We start from the raw sequence: 17,253 nt of genomic DNA on the forward strand, positions 1-17,253 counted from the left end.
CCCGCGCACGTACCCGACGAACAGCGAGTGGAGCACCGTGAGACGCCCGCACTGGCCGAGCCGGCTGCCGATCGACCCGTACATCGTGCTGCTGATCGGCACGGTCGGGCTCGCGGCGCTCCTCCCGGCCCACGGCACCGGCGCGGACGTCGCCTCGGGGGCGTCCACGGCGGCGATCGCCTTCCTGTTCTTCCTCTACGGCGCCCGGCTCTCCACCCGTGAGGCGATGGACGGCCTGCGCCACTGGCGGCTGCACGTCACCGTGCTCGCCTGCACCTTCGTGGTCTTCCCGGTGCTGGGCCTGGCCGCCCGGGGGCTGGTCCCGGTGCTGCTGACCCAGCCGCTGTACCAGGGGCTGCTGTTCCTGACGCTGGTGCCGTCCACGATCCAGTCGTCGATCGCGTTCACCTCGATCGCCCGCGGCAACGTGCCCGCCGCGATCTGCGCCGGCTCGTTCTCCTCGCTGGTGGGCATCGTCGCCACCCCGCTGCTGGCGGCCGCCCTGCTGGGCAACAGCGGCGGCGGGTTCTCCGCCGACTCGCTGGTGAAGATCGTGCTGCAGCTGCTGGTGCCGTTCGTCGCCGGGCAGGTGCTGCGCCGGTGGATCGGCGCCTTCGTCGCCCGGCACAAGAAGGTCCTCGGCCTGGTCGACCGCGGCTCGATCCTGCTGGTCGTCTACACCGCGTTCAGCGAGGGCGTGACCCAGGGCATCTGGCACCAGGTCAGCGCCGTCCGGCTGGGGGCGCTGCTCGCCGTCGAGGCGGTGGTCCTCGCGGTGATGCTGCTGCTGACCTGGTACGGCGCCCGGGCGCTCGGATTCGGCCGGGGGGACCGGATCGCGATCCAGTTCGCCGGGTCCAAGAAGTCCCTCGCCTCCGGCCTGCCGATGGCGAGCGTCCTGTTCGGCGCCCACGCCTCCCTCGCCGTGCTGCCGCTGATGCTCTTCCACCAGATGCAGCTCATGGTGTGCGCGGTCATCGCCAAACGGCGCGCCCACGACCCCGAGGCCGCCGCGGCCCCGACCGGCCCGGCCGGGTCAGCCCGCCCGGCGGTCGGCACCGGCGACCGCCGCTGAGCCCCGCCGGCCCGTCACCGGAGCCGGCGCCGCGCAGGGGCCCGCCGCAGGTCCCGCGGTGCCGCAGGTCCCGCAGATCCCGCGGTGCCGCATGTTCCGCGAGGCCGCAGGTCCCGCGGTGCCGCAGGTCCCGCGGTGCCTGGGGCGGCCCGCCCGGCGGTCGGCACCGGCGACCGGCGCTGAGCCCTGCCGGCCCGTCACCGGGGCCGGCGCCGCGCAGGGGCCCGCCGCAGGTCCCGCGGTGCCGCAGGTCGCGCGAGGCCGCACGTTTCGCCGGCGGCACGCGCCGCCGGGGGCCCGTGGCGCGGCTACGGCCGCAGCACCACCTTGCCGAGGTTGCTCCGCGTCGCGATCGCCTCGTGCGCCTTCGCCGCGTCCTCCAGCGCGAACTCCGCGTGCACGGCGGGCCGCAGCGTGCCGTCGGAGAACAGCCGCCACAGCTCGCGCCGCCACCGCTCGTACAGGGCCGGCCGGTCGCGGGCGATCAGCGCCATCTGGAAGCCGATCACCGACTTGGCGCCGACCAGCAGGTCGTACGCCTGGATCGTGCCGCCGCCGGAGCTGTAGGCGACCAGCCGGCCGTGCGGGGCGAGCGCGGCCAGCGCCGGAGCGAGCAGGTCGCCGCCGACCGCGTCCAGAACGCAGTCGTACGGCTCCCCCCACCGCTCGTCCCCGTACCGGACGCAGTCGTCCGCGCCGAGCGAGCGGACGAAGTCCGCCTTCGCCGGGTCGGAGACGGCGCCCACCACCCGCCGCGCGCCCCGCGCCCGCGCCAGCCGCACCGCGAGCTGCCCGACCCCGCTCGCCGCGGCCGTGACCAGCACCGCCTCGCCGCGCACCGGGCCCGCCGCGTGCAGCGCGCCCAGGGCCACCAGCCCGCTGCGCACCAGCGCGACCGCGTCGACGAAGTTCGCGCCCGCGGGGACCGGGGAGGCCATCGCCTCGTGCAGCAGGGCGTGGTCGGCGTAGCCGTGGCCGAAGCACAGTCCCGTCACCCGGTCGCCGGCCCGGAAGCGGCTCACCCCCTCGCCCACGGCGACGACCGTGCCGGCGATCTCGCCGCCCAGCGGGACCGGCTCGGCCGCCTCGGCCACCTTGCGGACGACGGGCAGGGTGACGCCGATCGCCGCGCAGCGCACCAGCAGTTCACCGGGACCGGCCTCGGGAACCGCCGCCTCCTCGACGAACAGCGGGCCGCCGGCGGACTCGTACCGGACGCGACGCATCGCAGCCTCCAGACGCCGGGCAGGGGCCGGCAGGTCGTTGGGAACACCCACGTAATCGTTGGCGGCCCCAACGGTAGTGAGCGTTCATTGGGATGTCCAACGGTTCTTCGGTAGGGTGCCGTCATGGCCGAAGCACCCCTCCCCGCCATCCGCGCCCTGCCGAGCTGGATCCTCGGCCGGGCCGCCGCCCGCGGCCGCGCCCTGGTCGCCGACGCCCTCGCGGCCGAGGGCATGAAGATGTGGCACCACGTGGTCCTCTCCGCGGTCCGTGACCTGGCCCCCGTCGCCCAGGCCGATCTCGGCCGCGCGGTCGGCCTCGACCCCAAGGACCTGGTCGGCGTCCTCAACGACCTGCAGACCGCAGGCCTCGTGCTGCGCGCGCCCGACCCGAAGGACCGGCGGAAGAACGCCGTGTCCCTCACGGGGGACGGCGCCCGCCTGCTCGTCCGCTGCGAGAAGGCGGCCCGTGAGGCCAACGACGAGTTGCTCGCCCCGTTGTCGTCGACTGAACGCGATCAGTTCACGGCCCTGTTGATCCGGATTTCCGGCACCGTCGGCTGACGGCGGTTAACGTTCCGTCATGACCGCAGCCCCCGTGCTCGACCCCCGGCGCACCGCCCTCGTCCTCGTCGACCTGATGGACCGCGTCGTCGCGCTGCCCCTGGAACCCCGCAAGGGCACCGAGGTGCTCACCACCGCCGAGGAACTGGCGGCCGCCTTCCGGGCGGCCGGCGCGACCGTCGTGCTGATCCGGGTCGAACGCCCCGCGGTCGCCGAACAGCCGCCCGGCAGCGCACTGGTGGCCGGACTGCGCCGAGACGGCGACCTCGAGGTGGTCAAGCGCACCGTCGGCGGCTTCCAGGGCACGGACCTCGACGAGCGGCTGCGCGAACGCGGCGTCCGCACGCTGGTGTTCGGCGGCATCGCCACCAATCTCGGCGTGGAGTCCACCGCCCGCGCCGCCGCCGACCTCGGCTACGAGCTGGTCTTCGTGGAGGACGCCATGGCCGCGCTCACCGCGCCCGAGCACGAGGCGTCGGTCCGGCTCGACTTCCCGCGGCTGGGCACGGTGGTGCGGGCGCGGGACGTCGGTCTCACCGGCGGCTGAGCGGCCGGTCCCCCCGAGGGGTCCCCACGGCGCAGGAGGCGCTCCCCGCCTGCAGGTCCCCGCGGCGCAGGGGGCGCTCCCCGCCTGCAGGTCCCCGCGGCGCAGGAGGCGCTCCCCGCCTGCAGGTGCCCGCGGCACAGGGGGCGCTCCCCGCCGGCAGGGGCCCGCAGCGCACGGGGCGCTCCCCGCCGTCGTACCGCGAGAACCGGTCAGCCCTGCGCGGCAGCGGCCCGCAGGGCGACGCGGTCCTCGCCCGCGTACACGTTCATCGAGCTGCCCCGCAGGAAGCCCACCAGCGTCAGCCCCGTCTCGGCGGCCAGGTCGACGGCCAGCGACGAGGGCGCCGACACGGCCGCGAGCACCGGGATGCCCGCCATCACGGCCTTCTGCGCCAGCTCGAACGAGGCGCGGCCCGAGACCAGCAGGATCGTGCGGGACAGCGGCAGGTCACCGTTCTGCAGCGCACGCCCGACCAGTTTGTCGACCGCGTTGTGCCGGCCCACGTCCTCCCGGACGTCCAGCAGCTCACCGTCCTCGTCGAACAGGGCCGCCGCGTGCAGGCCACCGGTGCGGTCGAAGACCCGCTGGGCCGCCCGCAGCCGGTCGGGCAGGGCCGCCAGCAGCTCGGGGGTGACGCGGACCGGGGGAGTGTCGGCGATCGGCCAGCGCGTGGTGGTGCGCACGGCGTCAAGGCTGGCCTTGCCGCACAGCCCGCACGAGGAGGACGTGTACACGTTCCGCTCCAGACTGAACTCCGGCAGCGTCACGCCCGGGGCGGTCTTCACGTCCACCACGTTGTACGTGTTCGACCCGTCCGCCGTCGCCCCCGCGCAGTAGACGATGTTCAGCAGATCGGAGGCGGCGGCCAGCACGCCCTCGCTCACCAGGAAGCCCGCCGCCAGCGCGAAGTCGTCGCCCGGGGTGCGCATGGTGATCGCGAGGGGTCTGCCGTTCAGCCGGATCTCCAGCGGTTCCTCGGCGACGAGCGTGTCCGGCCGGGTGGAGACCGCCCCGTCGCGGATGCGGAGGACCTTGCGGCGTTCCGTGACTCGTCCCATGTCCTGATCAGCCCCGGTTCTGTGCGTGCTGGTGGCCGAAACGGCCCTTGATGCGGAGATTGCCGTTGGTCACCGGGTTGTCGCGCGGTGAGGTGACCTCGACGATCTCATTGTCCTGCACATGAAGCGTGACGGTGCAGCCCACTCCGCAGTGGGCGCGCACCGTCGTCGTCGCCGTCCGCGCCGACTCGTCCCTGGTACCCGCCGCCCGCATGTCGCACTCCGATCTGAACGACAGCGCCCCGGTCGGGCGCACCTCGACGCAGTTCCCGCAGTACACGCACGCCGAGCAGCGTCGAGGTGCGGTGGTCGCCGACACGTTCGGCGAAAGGGTCCGCGCGGCGACCGTTGAGCGCGTCGCGCACACCGTTCACCGCATACGGTCGACGGCGCGTCTTCTCAACTTCCGGAACGGGTCCTACCGTTCGGCGTCATGAGCAGCCCCCCTGTCGCACCTCCGGGCTGGAGCCGCTGGCTGGTCCCGCCCGCCGCCCTGTCCGTCCACCTGTCCATCGGCCAGGCCTACGCCTGGAGCGTGTTCAAACCGCCGCTCGAGTCCGCAATGCACCTCGACGGCACCCGCAGCGCGCTGCCCTTCCAGCTCGCGATCGTGATGCTCGGGCTCTCGGCCGCGTTCGGCGGCACGCTGGTCGAGCGCAACGGGCCGCGCTGGGCGATGACCGTGGCCCTCCTCTGCTTCTCCACCGGCTTCCTGCTCTCCGCGCTCGGCGCCCAGACGCAGCAGTACTGGCTGATCGTCCTCGGATACGGCTTCGTCGGCGGGATCGGCCTCGGCATCGGATACATCTCGCCCGTGTCCACCCTGATCAAGTGGTTCCCGGACCGGCCCGGCATGGCCACCGGCATCGCCATCATGGGCTTCGGCGGCGGCGCGCTGATCGCCTCGCCCTGGTCGGCGCAGATGCTGGAGTCCTTCGGCACCGGCCACTCCGGGATCGCGCTCGCGTTCCTCGTGCACGGACTGTCGTACGCCGTCTTCATGCTGCTCGGCGTGCTGCTCGTCCGCGTGCCCCGCGCCGGTGAAGCCGCCGGGGGGCCCGCCGCCGTCTCCGGCGTACGCGTCTCGGCCCGCGGCGCCGTGCGCACCCCGCAGTTCTGGCTCCTGTGGGTGGTGCTGTGCACGAACGTGACCGCGGGCATCGGCATCCTGGAGAAGGCCGCCCCGATGATCACCGACTTCTTCGCCGACAGCTCCACCCCGGTGTCGGCCTCGGCGGCCGCCGGCTTCGTCGCGCTGCTCTCGGCCGCCAACATGGCCGGCCGGATCGGCTGGTCCTCCGCCTCCGACCGGATCGGCCGCAAGAACATCTACCGCGTCTACCTCGGCGCCGGCGCCGTGATGTACCTGCTGATCGCGCTGTTCGGGGACACCTCGAAGCCGCTGTTCGTCCTGTGCGCGCTGGTGATCCTCTCCTTCTACGGCGGCGGCTTCGCGACGATCCCCGCCTATCTGAAGGACCTCTTCGGCGCCTACCAGGTCGGTGCCATCCACGGCCGGCTGCTCACCGCCTGGTCCACGGCCGGCGTGCTCGGGCCGCTGATCGTCAACTGGATCGCCGACCGGCAGGAGGAGGCCGGGAAGCACGGATCCTCGCTGTACGGGCTGTCCTTCGGCATCATGATCGGCCTGCTCGTCGTCGGTCTCGTCGCCAACGAACTCGTCCGTCCCGTGCACGCACGCCACCACGTCCCCGCCCAGAGGGAGGCAGCAGATGCCCAGCGACAGCAGCCCGCGTAGCCGGCCGGGCCTGATCCTCCTCGCCTGGCTGTGGGTGGGGGCACCGCTCGCCTACGGGGTGTACGAGCTGGTACGCAAGGCCACGCAGCTGTTCACGGGGTGACTGCCCGGGCATCCGAGCGTGTGACGGAAGCCGACAACTCGGATGCCCGATTCCTGTGCCCTCACCTGCCGCCGTACTCGCCGGTCACTGAGCAGACTGATGGATCCCGCCACCCACCGAGGGGATCCCGACATGCACGGCTCGCGCATCGCGGCCATCGGCCACTACCAGCCCGCCAGGGTGCTCACCAACGACGACCTGGCCGGCATGGTCGACACCAGCGACGAGTGGATCCGCGGCCGGGTGGGCATCAGGACCCGGCACATCGCGGGCCCCGACGAACCGGTCGACGAACTCGCCGCGCACGCCGCCGCCAAGGCCCTCGCCGCCGCCGGGCTCGCGCCCGGCGACATCGACCTGGTGCTGGTCGCCACCTCCACCGCGATCGACCGCTCCCCGAACACCGCCGCCCGGGTGGCCGCCCGCCTCGGCATCCCGCGGCCCGCCGCGATGGACGTCAACGTCGTCTGCGCCGGGTTCACGCACGCCCTGGCCACCGCCGACCACACGGTGCGGGCGGGCGCGGCGACCCGGGCGCTGGTCATCGGCGCCGACAAGATGTCCGAGGTCACCGACTGGACCGACCGCAGCACCTGCGTGCTGGTCGGTGACGGGGCCGGCGCCGCCGTGGTCGAGGCGTGCGCGCCGGGCCAGGCACCCGGGATCGGGCCGGTGCTGTGGGGCTCGGTGCCGGAGATGGGCAACGCGGTGCGCATCGAGGGCACCCCGCCCCGCTTCGCGCAGGAGGGGCAGAGCGTCTACCGCTGGGCCACCACCCAGCTCCCGCCCATCGCCCGGCGGGCCTGCGAGAAGGCCGGCGTGGACCCCGCCGACCTCGCCGCGGTCGTCCTGCACCAGGCCAACCTGCGCATCATCGAGCCGCTCGCGCGGAGGCTGGGCGCGGTGAACGCCGTGGTCGCGCGTGATGTCACCGAGTCCGGCAACACCTCGGCGGCCAGCATCCCGCTCGCCCTGTCCAAGCTGCTCGAGCAGGGCGCGGTGCGCAGCGGCGACGCGGCCCTGCTGTTCGGCTTCGGCGGCAACCTGTCGTACGCCGGACAGGTCGTCCGGTGCCCGTGACGCGGGCCGGCGCCGGTGTGTGACCGATCCGGCCCGGCGCGGACCCGCGGGGGAGCGCGACCCGCGGGGGAGCGGCTGCCGGGCGACTTCCCGGAGTACCGGCTCATGCCCCGACGCACCGCCTCGCGTACCCGCGCGCTCACTGTCCGTACGCCCTGGCAGGCGGCTCCCACACGGCTCCCCGCCGCCGTGCAGCACCCGGATACGCAGGTGAAACGCACTCCGAAGTCTTGGTATTGTTGTCCATGTCGCCGCGGGGAGCACCCCCGGTCAGGCGGCAGACACCTTGTCCGGGTGGCGGAATGGCAGACGCGCTAGCTTGAGGTGCTAGTGCCCTTTATCGGGCGTGGGGGTTCAAGTCCCCCCTCGGACACTCACCGTGAGAACACGGACGAGAGGGCCACGACCTGTTCGGTCGCGGCCCTCTCGGCGTTCTCGTGTCCATCTGCTCGCGTCGGCGTTCCCGTGTGCCGCGCGGCCGGGGAGCGGGCGGCCGCCCGGCCGCGCGGCACACGGCCCCCCGTATCGTTGGCCGCATGAGTCGCTGGAAGGAACTGACCGGGGGGACGTCCGGACAGGACTACGCCGCACGGTTCGCGGCCCTGGTCCGCAGCGGGACGGATGTGCACGGTGAGGCGCGCTTCTGCGCCGCGCTCGTGCCCGCCGGAGCGCGAGTGCTGGACGCCGGGTGCGGCACCGGACGGGTCATGATCCGGCTCGCGGAGCTCGGATACGACTGCGTCGGGGTGGACCTCGACGCGTCGATGCTGGCGGTGGCGCGGGAGCAGGCCCCGGAACTGCCCTGGTTCCAGGCCGATCTGACCGGGTTCGAGCCCGGCCTCCTCGGCATCGCGGCGGAGTTCGACCTCGTGGTCGCCGCGGGCAACGTGTTCCCGTTCCTCGCGGCCGGCACCGAGGCCGCGGTGGTCGAGCGCCTGACCGCGGCCCTGCGTCCCGGGGGTCTGCTGGTCGCCGGCTTCGGCCTGGACGAAGCCCACCTGCCCGTGCCGCCCGGCATCACGCTGCCGGAGTACGACGACTGCTGTGCCGCGGCCGGCCTCACCCTCGTCGACCGCTTCGCCACCTGGGACGCCGACCCCTACGACGGCGGCGGCTACGCCGTCAGCGTCCACCGCCGGTGAGGGTCCGCGGAACACCTTGATCAGTCCCGTCCACCGGGCACCGGTCGGACACTCGCCCTGAGGACACGAGCGCGCGCCCACCGGGCGCCCGTCGGAAACTCGCCCCGGGAACACGGGCAGGAAGCCCTCGACTCCCGCGGTCGGGGCCCCCGTTGCGCATGCGTGCGCGGCCCGCCTCAGCCGCTCACCGATCCGCCTCCGGCCCGGCGGTGCCGGCCTGGTGGGCCTCGGGCTGCGCATACAGGATGTCGCGCGCCTGTTCCGCGGCGCGGGCGAGGCTTTCGCCCACGAAGTCGACGAAGCGGGCGATGTTCTCCAGGCGGGCGGCGGCCGGGGTGTCGGGGCCGAGGAGGGCGACGCCCCGGCGTGCGGTCTCCGCGAGCTCGATGTTGGACCGGGCGGCGGCGATCATTCCCTGGTACCAGACGTCGTTGTCGACTATGTAGCGTTCGCGGCGGCGTTCGTCGCGTTCCCGCCGGATCAGGCCCTGGCTCTCGAGCTGGGTGATGGCCTTGGAGATCGACGCCGGGCTGACCTGGAGGTGCCGGGCGAGTTCCGACGCGGTGAGGCTGCCGGTGTCGTCGGTGTAGAGGCAGGTCAGGACCCGGGACATCATCTTCGGCAGGCCCTGGCGCATCAGCAGGGTGGTGAACGCCTCCTCGTACTCGCGCACCGCCTCCGCGTCGCGCCCGGCTGCCTGTGGGGCCGCCTTCGGGTCCCGGGGCGCCGCCGGCCTGCGGCGGTGCGCGCGGTGTTCGGTCGCGCGGTGGGCGAGGTCGGCACGGTAGGCGGTGGGGCCGCCGTTGCGCATCACCTCGCGGGTGACGGTCGAGGTCGGACGGTCCAGGCGCCTGGCGATCTCCGCGTAGGCGAGGCCGTCGGCCAGCCCCAGCGCGATCTGCTGGCGTTCCTGCTGGGTGAGTCGGCCTCCGGGCATCGCGGTCCCCTCCAAGTCTCGTGGTGCCGCCCACTATAGCGTTCACTCACCACTCCATTGCAACGAGTCTTGGGTGTGACGTTGCGTTAGCTGTACGCCCGTCGCAACGAAATGCACCCGTCTACCAGCGTCTTTTTCTCTACATCGCAACAATGGTGTTGCCGAGTTTATGAACGCAACGTAGCTTTTCCGTTGTCGGAAACAACGGGCCGCACCGCTCGGCGCCACCACAGAAGGAGCACACCATCAGAAGTTCGACACCCCCGCCCCGGTCTCCGCCGTCCTGGACATCCCCGCGGGGCACATCCGGTTCATCGCCGCCGACCGTGCCGACACGACGGTCGAGGTGCTGCCCGCAGACGCCTCCAGGGGGCGCGACGTGAAGGCGGCGGAGCGGACCGAGGTCGCCTACACCGAAGGCGTCCTGCGGATCGAGGTCCCGGCCCCGAAGAACCGGATCCTCGGCCCGTCCGGAGCCATCGAGGTGACCGTCCAACTCCCCGCCGGCTCCCGGGTCCAGGCGAAGGCGGCACTCGCCGAGCTCCGGGGCGTCGGACGCCTCGGCGACGTCGTCTTCGAGGGCGCGCAGGGCGCGGTCAAGCTCGACGAGACCGCCGCCGCCCGCCTCACCCTCCAGGCCGGCGACGTCTCGGTCGGCCGCCTGGGCGGATCCGCCGAGATCAGTACCCAGAAGGGCGACATCACCATCGCCGAGGCCCAGGGCGGCGAGGTCACCCTGCGCACCGAGCACGGCGATATCACCGTCGGCGCGGCCCGCGGGGCCTCCGCCTCCCTGGACGCCGGCACCGGCTACGGCCGGGTCCACAACGCGCTGCGGAACACCGACGGCGCCGCCGGCGGCCTGACCATCCACGCCACCACCGCCTACGGCGACATCACCGCCCGCAGCCTCTGAACCCGCAGACAGCGAACAAGGGGGAACCTCTCATGACAGACCTGGCCATCGCGGCGAACGGGCTGCGCAAGTCCTACGGCGACAAGACCGTCCTGGACGGCGTCGACCTGGCCGTACCGCAGGGGACGATCTTCTCCCTGCTCGGCCCGAACGGCGCCGGCAAGACCACCGCCGTCAACATCCTGTCCACGCTGATCTCACCCGACCCCGCCAGCGGTCCCGTCCGCGTCGGCGGTCACGACCTCGCCGCCGACGGACAGGCCGTGCGGGCCGCGATCGGGGTCACCGGGCAGTTCTCCGCCGTCGACGGCCTGATCACCGGCGAGGAGAACATGCTCCTCATGGCCGACCTGAACCACCTCACCCGGCGCGAGGGGCGCCGGGTGACCGCCGAACTGCTGGAGCGCTTCGACCTCACCGACGCCGCGAAGAAGCCCGCCTCCACCTACTCCGGCGGCATGAAGCGCCGCCTCGACATCGCCATGACCCTGGTCGGCAGCCCCCGCATCATCTTCCTCGACGAGCCGACCACCGGCCTCGACCCGCGTTCCCGGCACAACATGTGGCGGATCATCCGCGAACTCGTCACCGGCGGCGTCACCGTCTTCCTCACCACCCAGTACCTGGAGGAGGCCGACGAACTCGCCGACCGCATCGCCGTCCTGCACGGCGGGAAGATCGCTGCCCAGGGCACCGCCGACGAACTCAAGCGCATCGTCCCCGGCGGCCACGTACGGCTCCGCTTCACCGACCCCGCCGCCTACCAGAACGCCGCCACCGCCCTGCGCGACGTCACCCGGGACGACCAGGCCCTCGCCCTGCACATCCCGAGCGACGGCAGCCAGCGCGAACTGCGCTCCATTCTCGACCGGTTGGACACGGCCGGCATCGAGGCCGACGAACTCACGGTGCACACCCCCGACCTCGACGACGTCTTCTTCGCCCTCACCGGCGGCGCCGGCATCCCGAACCAGCCCAAGGAGAACGCCCGATGAGCACCCTCGCCCTCGCCCTGCGCGACTCCTCCACCATGCTGCGCCGCAACCTCCTGCACGCCCGGCGCTACCCCTCCCTCACCCTCAACCTCCTGCTCACGCCGATCATGCTGCTGCTCCTGTTCGTCTACATCTTCGGCGACACCATGAGCGCGGGCATCGGCGGCGGCAGACCGGACCGCTCCGCCTACGTCGCCTTCGTCGTCCCCGGCCTGCTGCTGATGACCATCGGCAGCACCGTCGTCGGCACCGCGGTCTCCGTCTGCAACGACATGACCGAGGGCATCATCGCCCGCTTCCGCACCATGGCGATCCACCGCGGCTCGGTCATCATCGGCCACGTCATCGGCAGCGTCCTGCAGTCCGTGATCAGCGTCGTCCTCGTCGGCGCCGTCGCCGTGGCCATCGGCTTCCGCTCCACCGGCGCCACCGTCTGGGAATGGCTCGCGGCGTTCGGACTGCTCGTGCTCTTCGCCACCGCGCTCACCTGGATCGCCGTCGGCATGGGCCTGATCAGTCCCAACGCCGAGGCGGCCGGCAACAACGCCATGCCCCTGATCCTGCTCCCGCTGCTGTCCAGCACCTTCGTCCCCATCGGCGCCATGCCCGGCTGGTTCCAGCCGATCGCCCGGTACCAGCCGTTCACCCCCGCCATCGAGACCCTGCGCGGCCTCCTCCTCGGCACCGAGATCGGTGACAACGGCTGGCTCGCCATCGCCTGGTGCCTCGCCCTCACCGTCCTCGGCTACCTCTGGTCCACCAAGAGGTTCAGCCACGACCCCAGGTAACCCCCATGCCCACGCGGCCCGCCCCGCGACGCGTCCCACCCCTGGGGCGGCGCACACCGACAACTGCCGGAGTGCGCCGCCCCGTTCGTTCGCGCCCAGGAAACCTCCGCTCTTGCACACACCCGACTCGGCGAAGCAGGAAGGATGGCCGCCATGACCGATGAAGGCCCCTTCATCGACCGCACGAGGCCGAGCATCGCCCGCGTCCGCGACTACCTGCTCGGCGGGAGTGACAACCACGCCGTGGACCGGGAGGTCGGCGACGTGTTCAAGCGTGACCTCCCCGGTTCGGTGGCGATCGCCTTCGCCAACCGAGCGGCGCTCGTCCGGGCGGTCGCGGAGATCGTGACGACGACCGGCGTGCGGCAGTCCATCGACCTCGGCAGTGGTCTGCCGACCGTCGGCAACGTCCACCAGATCACGCAACGGCACGCGCCGGAGTCTCGGGTCGTCCACGTCGACGACGACCCCCAGGTGCTACTGGCGCGGAAGTCGGGTTAGCCGCCGGGGGCCGGTTGCTCCCGTGTGGGTCAGATGGTGAGGCCGCCGGCCGCGAGGCGGTCGCTCATATCGCCGCCCAGGCTGGAACCCGATACTTGAGTCTCGTCGAGGAGCCGCTCGAAGGTCCTTAGGCGCCGGAACGTCTCTGCGTACGCCGCCTGCTTCTCCAAGGGAAGCTGCAGAACCTGCAGCCGCCGGATGTCTACCCGGGAGGAGCTTGAGGCGTGGGTGCCGGCCTGGCGACCGTTGGCTGGAGCGCGCAGACATCCGGCGAGGAAGTGGGGGTCGAGCTTCTCAGGGTCCACCCGCAGGGTGTAGAGCTGCGGACCGAGGGCCATCGGGGGGCCCTCGTGCACCCAGGCCTTGAAGGCCCGGATCACTCCCGCGACCACCACATCACCCTCTTCGGCGAGGGTGTGGGCTGATCCGGTGGCCAGCAGCGCGCCCGGAGTGCCGACATGCAGCAGATCGGCGATGGTGAGCAGTGGCACGGTGGCCCCGCTGACCGGTGCCGCCGTCTCCGGTGACTGCTGACCGGCACGCAATGTCAGCGCGCCCGCCTTGACGAGGTCGCCGACGGTCGTGGTGGTCTGCTGCGTGTCGGCCTCCACGTCGAGTACGGAGAGATGCCGCGCATGATCGGCCAGGTCGGTGAGCAGGGAACTGAAGGCGTCCCACCGGACGGCAAGCTCCTTCGGGGACGGCTCCGACGCCGAGGCCGTGTAACGACCCGGGGTGACGTCCACCTCGTCGTCCAGAAGGTCGATCAGGGGAACACGTACCGCGTCCTCAGGTGTCTCCCGGTCGGGATGGTCGAGGGCAGCCAGTGCGGTTAGGACGAACGAACCGAGAGCATCCCAGTCTGGGCTCGGCTCGCGCGTCCCTGGGCGTGCGAACCGCGTGGCGTCCACCAGAAGGGCGTCTTGGCTGGGGGCAGTCGCCGCAGGGCCGTCCGGCGCCGCGCGCAGGACCCACAACTGCAGTGAGACGCTGTGCGGTTGCGCGCTGCCGGGGGGCAGTGACACTACCGCCCTGAGCGATCCGGTGCGCAGCAGCGAGCCGCGGATACGGCGGCCCGCCTTGCGGGAGGCTACCGCGGGTGGGAGGACGACCACGGCGGTGCCACCGGGCTTGAGATGGGAGAGGAGGTGCTGCACCCAGGCCAGCTCGGGCTCGGTGCGTGGAGGCAGTCCATGACTCCAGCGCTGGTCGGTGGCGAGTTCCTCGTAGCCCCAGTCACGCTCGTTGAAAGGCGGGTTGCACAACGCGATGTCGGCTTTGGTTCCGCTGAAGGGGTCCTCGCGCAGTGCGTCGGCCGTGGCGATGCGCGTACGGACATCACGGTCCTCCGCGACGAACTCGAGCCGGGCGGCTGCCAGCGCAGCCAGTGCCGGATCTCTCTCGCAGCCGAGTAGTTCCAGGCTCGGGCCGTCGTACTCCTGAGCTGCCGCGGCGGCCAGGTGTCCCGTGCCGCATGCCGGATCGAGGATCGTCAGTCCGCCGTCCACCGGACGGATGTGAACGCCGAGGGCGATCCGGATCATGAGGGTCGCCAGTGGCGGCGGCGTGGTGCTGAGCTGTCTGACGTGTGTTTCCAGCCAACGTTGCAGCAGGAAGTCGAAGGTCTCGCGTGGTCCCTCCGCCCGCCCCAGCTTCGCAGCTTCGGCCACCAACTCACGAGCCTGTGAGGAGAGTTCCGGGTGCCCGATCCGCGCCCTGGGGGAACGCATCCGGCGGGCGGCCTCGGCCACGGCCAGCCCCGATTCCTTCCGGCTGCCGAGCACCTCGAAGCGCGGCCAGAGAAGTTCCCTGCCCCCCACGTCCTTGAGCTTGCCGTTGCCCCGCAGCCAGTGTTCGACCTCCGTCAGTGAGAACTGCGGGCTGACGTCGGTGCCCCCGATTCGTGTGGGAAAGGAGTCGTGGCGCCGCCGCCAGTTGCTCACCGCGGCCCGCCCGACACCGGCGATCCGGGCGATTTCGGCCAGGCTGACGGGTACGGCGTCCGGGGTACTCATCGATCAGTCTCCGAGGTACTTGGCGGCTGGGCTGGTCGGTTCCCAACAACCGTGATGTTGAGAGGCTACTACGCTCATTGACTTTGTTCACAGAGTTCGCGTTCCACCTTTATGTGTGGGGAATGTGGAGGTCAAGGAATATGCCGGGTCTGGCGCCTGGAGTGGTGCTCTGTGACCGCTATAGGTTGGAGTCGGTCCTGGGCCGGGGTGTGATGGGGCAGGTGTGGCAAGGCCGGGACCTCCCACTCGACCGGCCGGTCGCCGTCAAGACCGTCGCCACGGATCTTCTGGCCGTGGAGGGCAGCCGCGACGCGGCCCTGGCACGGTTCCGCAGAGAGACGAGGGTGGCCGCGCGCCTGGAGCACACCAACGTCGCCACCGTGTTCGACGCCTCGCTCGAGGATGACATCTGCTGTCTGGTGATGGAGCTGATCGAGGGCACCACCCTCGAGTACCTCTTCGACCAGCAGGAGGGCGGGCGGTTCGACGTCTCCTCGGCGGCTGCCGTCGCCGCCCAGCTGTGCGCGGGACTCTCGGCGGTCCATGCGGCCGATCTCGTCCACCGGGATCTGAAGACGCAGAACATCATGATCCGGCGGGACGGCATCGTGAAGATCCTCGACTTCGGCCTGGTCAAATTGCTCAGCGAAACGGATCCGCATCTGACGGCGACCGGTGAGGGAGTTGGAAATCTCTTCTGCGCCTCACCCGAGCTGCTGGCGGGCCGCGATCCGCTGGACGGGCGCAGTGACCTGTACGCCGTGGGTTGCCTGCTGCACCACATGCTCACAGGCGAGACTCCGTACCCGACCCACCAGCCGGCGCTCCTCGCTTCCCACCACCTCGCCACCCCCGCCCCGCTCGTCGCCGACGCGGGCGTGGACATTCCCGGCGATCTGCAACGGCTCATCACGGCCCTCCTCGCCAAGCGGCCGGACGACCGGCCCTCCTCCGCGGCCGAGGTCTACGCAGCGCTCGCTCCCCATCTGCCCGAGCCGCGTCCCGAGTTGGCCCTCAGGCGCGCTGTGCCCGAGGACCCCCGCAGGCCGTTCCTGGTACCGCAGGGGCCGATTCTCCTGTGACCCCTGCAGGTCCCGCCCCAGCGGCCCGGAAACGTGGTTGCAGGGATCATCTTTCTGGGTATCCAAGGCCTGGATGTGCGGTGACCGATGACACAATGATCGCGTCGGCCGGGGAGCCGTGAAGTTCCCGGCCGCCAGGAGGTGGCGGGCGCGCGGGGAACGCCGGGAATGGGGACGGGGCGCGATGCGGCGAAGCCTTGGGCGGTACGAGCTCAAGCACGAACTGGGCCGGGGCGGCATGGGCGTCGTCTGGGCAGCACACGACCGCGAACGTCACCGTGACGTGGCCCTCAAACTCCTCGCGACCAGCGGACGCGGTACCGAACCCGGCACGCTGGAACGGCGTTTCCTGCGCGAGATCCGCCTTACCAGCCGCCTGCGTCACCCGGGTGTTCCCGCCGTCCACGACCACGGTAACCGTGACGGCGAGCTGTACCTGGTCATGGATCTCGTTCCCGGCCGGGCCCTGGACGCCGTCCTCAAGAACGACGGCCGGCTCGGCATCGAACAGGTGGCGGATGTCGCCCGCCGCACGGCAGAAGTACTTTCCTACGCTCATGGTCAGGGTGTCGTGCACCGCGACCTGAAACCCTCGAACCTGATGGTCACCCCCGACGGGGAGATCAAGGTGCTGGACTTCGGGGTCGCCGCAGCCCTGGAACCGCAACCTGGTGAGACGCGCTTCACCGCCTCGAACGCCACCCCCGGCACGGTGGTCTACATGGCACCCGAACAGGCCGTGGGTCGAACCGTGCCCGCCAGCGACCTCTACTCGCTCGGCTGCGTCCTGTACGAACTGCTCACCGGCGCCCCGCCCTTCACGGACGGCAGCCCCTTCCTGCTGTACCACCGGCACGCCACCGAGCCGGCCCCACCGCTCGCCGACCGGCGTCCCGATGTACCGGACGGCCTGCGGACGCTGGTCGATCGGCTGCTGGAGAAGAAGCCCGAGGACAGGCCCGCCTCCGCCGAGGAGGTGGCGACCCTGCTTACCGCCTGGGCGCCTCGGTCGATTTCCGCCAGTGAGACCGCGCCGCCCCCTGATCCCCGGCTGGCTGAGATCGACGCCCGTCGCCGGGCCGGCCGTCCGGCCCAGGCCCTCGGGGAGTACCAGGAGTTGCTGGCCGCTTCCGACCTCGACCGCGCGGGCATGCTCACCGCGCGGGCCGGGGCCGCCCTGTGCGTGGGCGCGCTCGGTCGCACGCGGGAGGCCCTGGACGAGCTGAAATCGGTCCTTGCCGAACAGCGCAGCCTGCTCGGATCGGGCCACCCGGCGGTGATGGACACCCGCTACGAGATCGGCGTACTGCTGATCCGCGCCGGAGAGAGACGTGCGGCCGAGGAACTGCTGCGCCGCCTGGCCGACGAGGAGGACGCGATTCTTGCCGCTCCCTCCCCCGGGCACGGACGCAGCCGGGCCCTGCTGGAGCGGCTGCGGCGGATGCACTGAGGCAGTGGCGCCCCAACC

The 17,253-nt window shown here is 71.9% G+C and carries 17 protein-coding genes, 1 tRNA gene and 2 pseudogenes; 15 read left to right on the forward strand and 5 right to left on the reverse strand.

The window, feature by feature from the left end; translation table 11 throughout:
* The first annotated feature begins 64 nt into the window (after positions 1 to 64).
* Complete coding sequence (locus tag ACFQ9Z_RS09105) at positions 65 to 1,075, forward strand: bile acid:sodium symporter family protein (RefSeq protein WP_383014423.1); 1,011 nt, start codon at positions 65 to 67, stop codon at positions 1,073 to 1,075.
* Positions 1,076 to 1,383: 308 nt separating this feature from the next.
* On the opposite strand, the gene ACFQ9Z_RS09110 is transcribed toward ACFQ9Z_RS09105, so the two are convergent.
* On the reverse strand, positions 1,384 to 2,301 hold the full coding sequence (locus ACFQ9Z_RS09110) for a zinc-binding alcohol dehydrogenase family protein (protein WP_383013219.1): 918 nt from the start codon (positions 2,299 to 2,301) through the stop codon (positions 1,384 to 1,386).
* A 123-nt stretch (positions 2,302 to 2,424) separates the two neighbouring features.
* Between ACFQ9Z_RS09110 and ACFQ9Z_RS09115 the strand changes: the two genes are divergently transcribed.
* Together ACFQ9Z_RS09115 and ACFQ9Z_RS09120 are read left to right on the forward strand one after the other, a co-directional pair.
* Complete coding sequence (locus ACFQ9Z_RS09115) at positions 2,425 to 2,862, forward strand: MarR family winged helix-turn-helix transcriptional regulator (RefSeq protein WP_383013223.1); 438 nt, start codon at positions 2,425 to 2,427, stop codon at positions 2,860 to 2,862.
* Between the two features lie 19 nt (positions 2,863 to 2,881).
* Positions 2,882 to 3,409: an isochorismatase family protein gene (locus ACFQ9Z_RS09120; protein ID WP_383013226.1), complete on the forward strand. Its 528-nt coding sequence runs from the start codon at positions 2,882 to 2,884 to the stop codon at positions 3,407 to 3,409.
* Between the two features lie 209 nt (positions 3,410 to 3,618).
* Here ACFQ9Z_RS09120 and fdhD read toward each other — a convergent pair whose 3' ends face one another.
* Both fdhD and ACFQ9Z_RS09130 read right to left on the reverse strand, forming a co-directional pair.
* Complete coding sequence (gene fdhD, locus ACFQ9Z_RS09125) at positions 3,619 to 4,467, reverse strand: formate dehydrogenase accessory sulfurtransferase FdhD (RefSeq protein WP_383013229.1); 849 nt, start codon at positions 4,465 to 4,467, stop codon at positions 3,619 to 3,621.
* Positions 4,468 to 4,474: 7 nt separating this feature from the next.
* Positions 4,475 to 4,771: pseudogene (locus ACFQ9Z_RS09130) on the reverse strand (Fe-S-binding domain-containing protein); the annotation flags it as partial.
* Here ACFQ9Z_RS09130 and ACFQ9Z_RS09135 point away from each other — a divergent pair.
* The 6 genes from ACFQ9Z_RS09135 (at position 4,680) to ACFQ9Z_RS09160 (ending at position 8,551) form a co-directional block, all read left to right on the forward strand.
* Positions 4,680 to 4,904: a hypothetical protein gene (locus tag ACFQ9Z_RS09135; protein ID WP_383014487.1), complete on the forward strand. Its 225-nt coding sequence runs from the start codon at positions 4,680 to 4,682 to the stop codon at positions 4,902 to 4,904. The pseudogene ACFQ9Z_RS09130 and the gene ACFQ9Z_RS09135 overlap by 92 nt on opposite strands.
* Positions 4,901 to 6,226, forward strand: a complete 1,326-nt coding sequence (locus ACFQ9Z_RS09140) for an OFA family MFS transporter (protein WP_383013232.1) — start codon at positions 4,901 to 4,903, stop codon at positions 6,224 to 6,226. The genes ACFQ9Z_RS09135 and ACFQ9Z_RS09140 overlap by 4 nt, the downstream gene beginning before the upstream one ends.
* Positions 6,201 to 6,329, forward strand: coding sequence for a hypothetical protein (locus ACFQ9Z_RS09145; protein WP_383013235.1), 129 nt, complete (start codon positions 6,201 to 6,203; stop codon positions 6,327 to 6,329). The genes ACFQ9Z_RS09140 and ACFQ9Z_RS09145 overlap by 26 nt, the downstream gene beginning before the upstream one ends.
* 132 nt (positions 6,330 to 6,461) lie before the next feature.
* Positions 6,462 to 7,409, forward strand: coding sequence for a beta-ketoacyl-ACP synthase III (locus ACFQ9Z_RS09150; RefSeq protein ID WP_383013238.1), 948 nt, complete (start codon positions 6,462 to 6,464; stop codon positions 7,407 to 7,409).
* A gap of 288 nt (positions 7,410 to 7,697) precedes the next feature.
* A tRNA-Leu gene (locus ACFQ9Z_RS09155) sits at positions 7,698 to 7,782 on the forward strand.
* 163 nt (positions 7,783 to 7,945) lie between these two features.
* Positions 7,946 to 8,551 carry a class I SAM-dependent methyltransferase gene (locus ACFQ9Z_RS09160; protein ID WP_383013241.1) on the forward strand — a complete coding sequence of 202 codons (606 nt, stop codon included), beginning with the start codon at positions 7,946 to 7,948 and terminating at the stop codon, positions 8,549 to 8,551.
* 184 nt (positions 8,552 to 8,735) lie between these two features.
* Here ACFQ9Z_RS09160 and ACFQ9Z_RS09165 read toward each other — a convergent pair whose 3' ends face one another.
* Positions 8,736 to 9,488 (reverse strand): helix-turn-helix domain-containing protein, encoded by a 753-nt coding sequence (locus tag ACFQ9Z_RS09165; protein WP_383013244.1) that lies wholly within the window; start codon positions 9,486 to 9,488, stop codon positions 8,736 to 8,738.
* Positions 9,489 to 9,771: 283 nt separating this feature from the next.
* Here ACFQ9Z_RS09165 and ACFQ9Z_RS09170 point away from each other — a divergent pair, with 283 nt between their 5' ends.
* From ACFQ9Z_RS09170 to ACFQ9Z_RS09185, 4 genes and pseudogenes are all read left to right on the forward strand, one after another.
* Positions 9,772 to 10,404, forward strand: coding sequence for a DUF4097 family beta strand repeat-containing protein (locus ACFQ9Z_RS09170; RefSeq protein ID WP_383014426.1), 633 nt, complete (start codon positions 9,772 to 9,774; stop codon positions 10,402 to 10,404).
* A gap of 32 nt (positions 10,405 to 10,436) precedes the next feature.
* Positions 10,437 to 11,399, forward strand: coding sequence for an ATP-binding cassette domain-containing protein (locus ACFQ9Z_RS09175; RefSeq protein WP_383013247.1), 963 nt, complete (start codon positions 10,437 to 10,439; stop codon positions 11,397 to 11,399).
* The gene (locus tag ACFQ9Z_RS09180; protein ID WP_383013250.1) at positions 11,396 to 12,187 is read left to right on the forward strand and encodes an ABC transporter permease; all 792 of its coding nucleotides are present in this window, start codon (positions 11,396 to 11,398) and stop codon (positions 12,185 to 12,187) included. Before ACFQ9Z_RS09175 ends, ACFQ9Z_RS09180 begins: the two co-directional genes overlap by 4 nt.
* Positions 12,188 to 12,331: 144 nt before the next feature.
* Positions 12,332 to 12,670: pseudogene (locus ACFQ9Z_RS09185) on the forward strand (SAM-dependent methyltransferase); the annotation flags it as partial.
* A gap of 47 nt (positions 12,671 to 12,717) precedes the next feature.
* Here ACFQ9Z_RS09185 and ACFQ9Z_RS09190 read toward each other — a convergent pair.
* Positions 12,718 to 14,703, reverse strand: coding sequence for an N-6 DNA methylase (locus tag ACFQ9Z_RS09190; RefSeq protein WP_383013253.1), 1,986 nt, complete (start codon positions 14,701 to 14,703; stop codon positions 12,718 to 12,720).
* A gap of 140 nt (positions 14,704 to 14,843) precedes the next feature.
* Between ACFQ9Z_RS09190 and ACFQ9Z_RS09195 the strand changes: the two genes are divergently transcribed.
* Together ACFQ9Z_RS09195 and ACFQ9Z_RS09200 are read left to right on the forward strand one after the other, a co-directional pair.
* A complete protein-coding gene (locus tag ACFQ9Z_RS09195) occupies positions 14,844 to 15,785 on the forward strand; it encodes a serine/threonine-protein kinase (RefSeq protein ID WP_383013256.1) in 942 nt (313 codons plus the stop codon).
* Between the two features lie 184 nt (positions 15,786 to 15,969).
* Positions 15,970 to 17,235, forward strand: a complete 1,266-nt coding sequence (locus tag ACFQ9Z_RS09200) for a protein kinase (RefSeq protein ID WP_383013259.1) — start codon at positions 15,970 to 15,972, stop codon at positions 17,233 to 17,235.
* Positions 17,236 to 17,253 lie beyond the last annotated feature (18 nt).

Origin of the sequence: Streptomyces sp. NPDC056580, from assembly GCF_042793175.1 — a bacterium.
GTDB lineage: Bacteria > Actinomycetota > Actinomycetes > Streptomycetales > Streptomycetaceae > Streptomyces.

What these genes read in the sequence shown, in the direction of transcription:
- ACFQ9Z_RS09115 (WP_383013223.1), top strand. Translation starts at nt 2,425, where the DNA reads ATGGCCGAAGCACCCCTCCCCGCCATCCGCGCCCTGCCGAGCTGGATC.
- ACFQ9Z_RS09150 (WP_383013238.1), top strand. Translation starts at nt 6,462, where the DNA reads ATGCACGGCTCGCGCATCGCGGCCATCGGCCACTACCAGCCCGCCAGG.
- ACFQ9Z_RS09140 (WP_383013232.1), top strand. Translation starts at nt 4,901, where the DNA reads ATGAGCAGCCCCCCTGTCGCACCTCCGGGCTGGAGCCGCTGGCTGGTC.
- ACFQ9Z_RS09160 (WP_383013241.1), top strand. Translation starts at nt 7,946, where the DNA reads ATGAGTCGCTGGAAGGAACTGACCGGGGGGACGTCCGGACAGGACTAC.
- ACFQ9Z_RS09135 (WP_383014487.1), top strand. Translation starts at nt 4,680, where the DNA reads ATGTCGCACTCCGATCTGAACGACAGCGCCCCGGTCGGGCGCACCTCG.
- ACFQ9Z_RS09145 (WP_383013235.1), top strand. Translation starts at nt 6,201, where the DNA reads ATGCCCAGCGACAGCAGCCCGCGTAGCCGGCCGGGCCTGATCCTCCTC.
- ACFQ9Z_RS09195 (WP_383013256.1), top strand. Translation starts at nt 14,844, where the DNA reads ATGCCGGGTCTGGCGCCTGGAGTGGTGCTCTGTGACCGCTATAGGTTG.
- ACFQ9Z_RS09165 (WP_383013244.1), bottom strand. Translation starts at nt 9,488, where the DNA reads ATGCCCGGAGGCCGACTCACCCAGCAGGAACGCCAGCAGATCGCGCTG.
- ACFQ9Z_RS09110 (WP_383013219.1), bottom strand. Translation starts at nt 2,301, where the DNA reads ATGCGTCGCGTCCGGTACGAGTCCGCCGGCGGCCCGCTGTTCGTCGAG.
- ACFQ9Z_RS09200 (WP_383013259.1), top strand. Translation starts at nt 15,970, where the DNA reads ATGCGGCGAAGCCTTGGGCGGTACGAGCTCAAGCACGAACTGGGCCGG.
- ACFQ9Z_RS09120 (WP_383013226.1), top strand. Translation starts at nt 2,882, where the DNA reads ATGACCGCAGCCCCCGTGCTCGACCCCCGGCGCACCGCCCTCGTCCTC.
- fdhD (WP_383013229.1), bottom strand. Translation starts at nt 4,467, where the DNA reads ATGGGACGAGTCACGGAACGCCGCAAGGTCCTCCGCATCCGCGACGGG.
- ACFQ9Z_RS09180 (WP_383013250.1), top strand. Translation starts at nt 11,396, where the DNA reads ATGAGCACCCTCGCCCTCGCCCTGCGCGACTCCTCCACCATGCTGCGC.
- ACFQ9Z_RS09190 (WP_383013253.1), bottom strand. Translation starts at nt 14,703, where the DNA reads ATGAGTACCCCGGACGCCGTACCCGTCAGCCTGGCCGAAATCGCCCGG.
- ACFQ9Z_RS09175 (WP_383013247.1), top strand. Translation starts at nt 10,437, where the DNA reads ATGACAGACCTGGCCATCGCGGCGAACGGGCTGCGCAAGTCCTACGGC.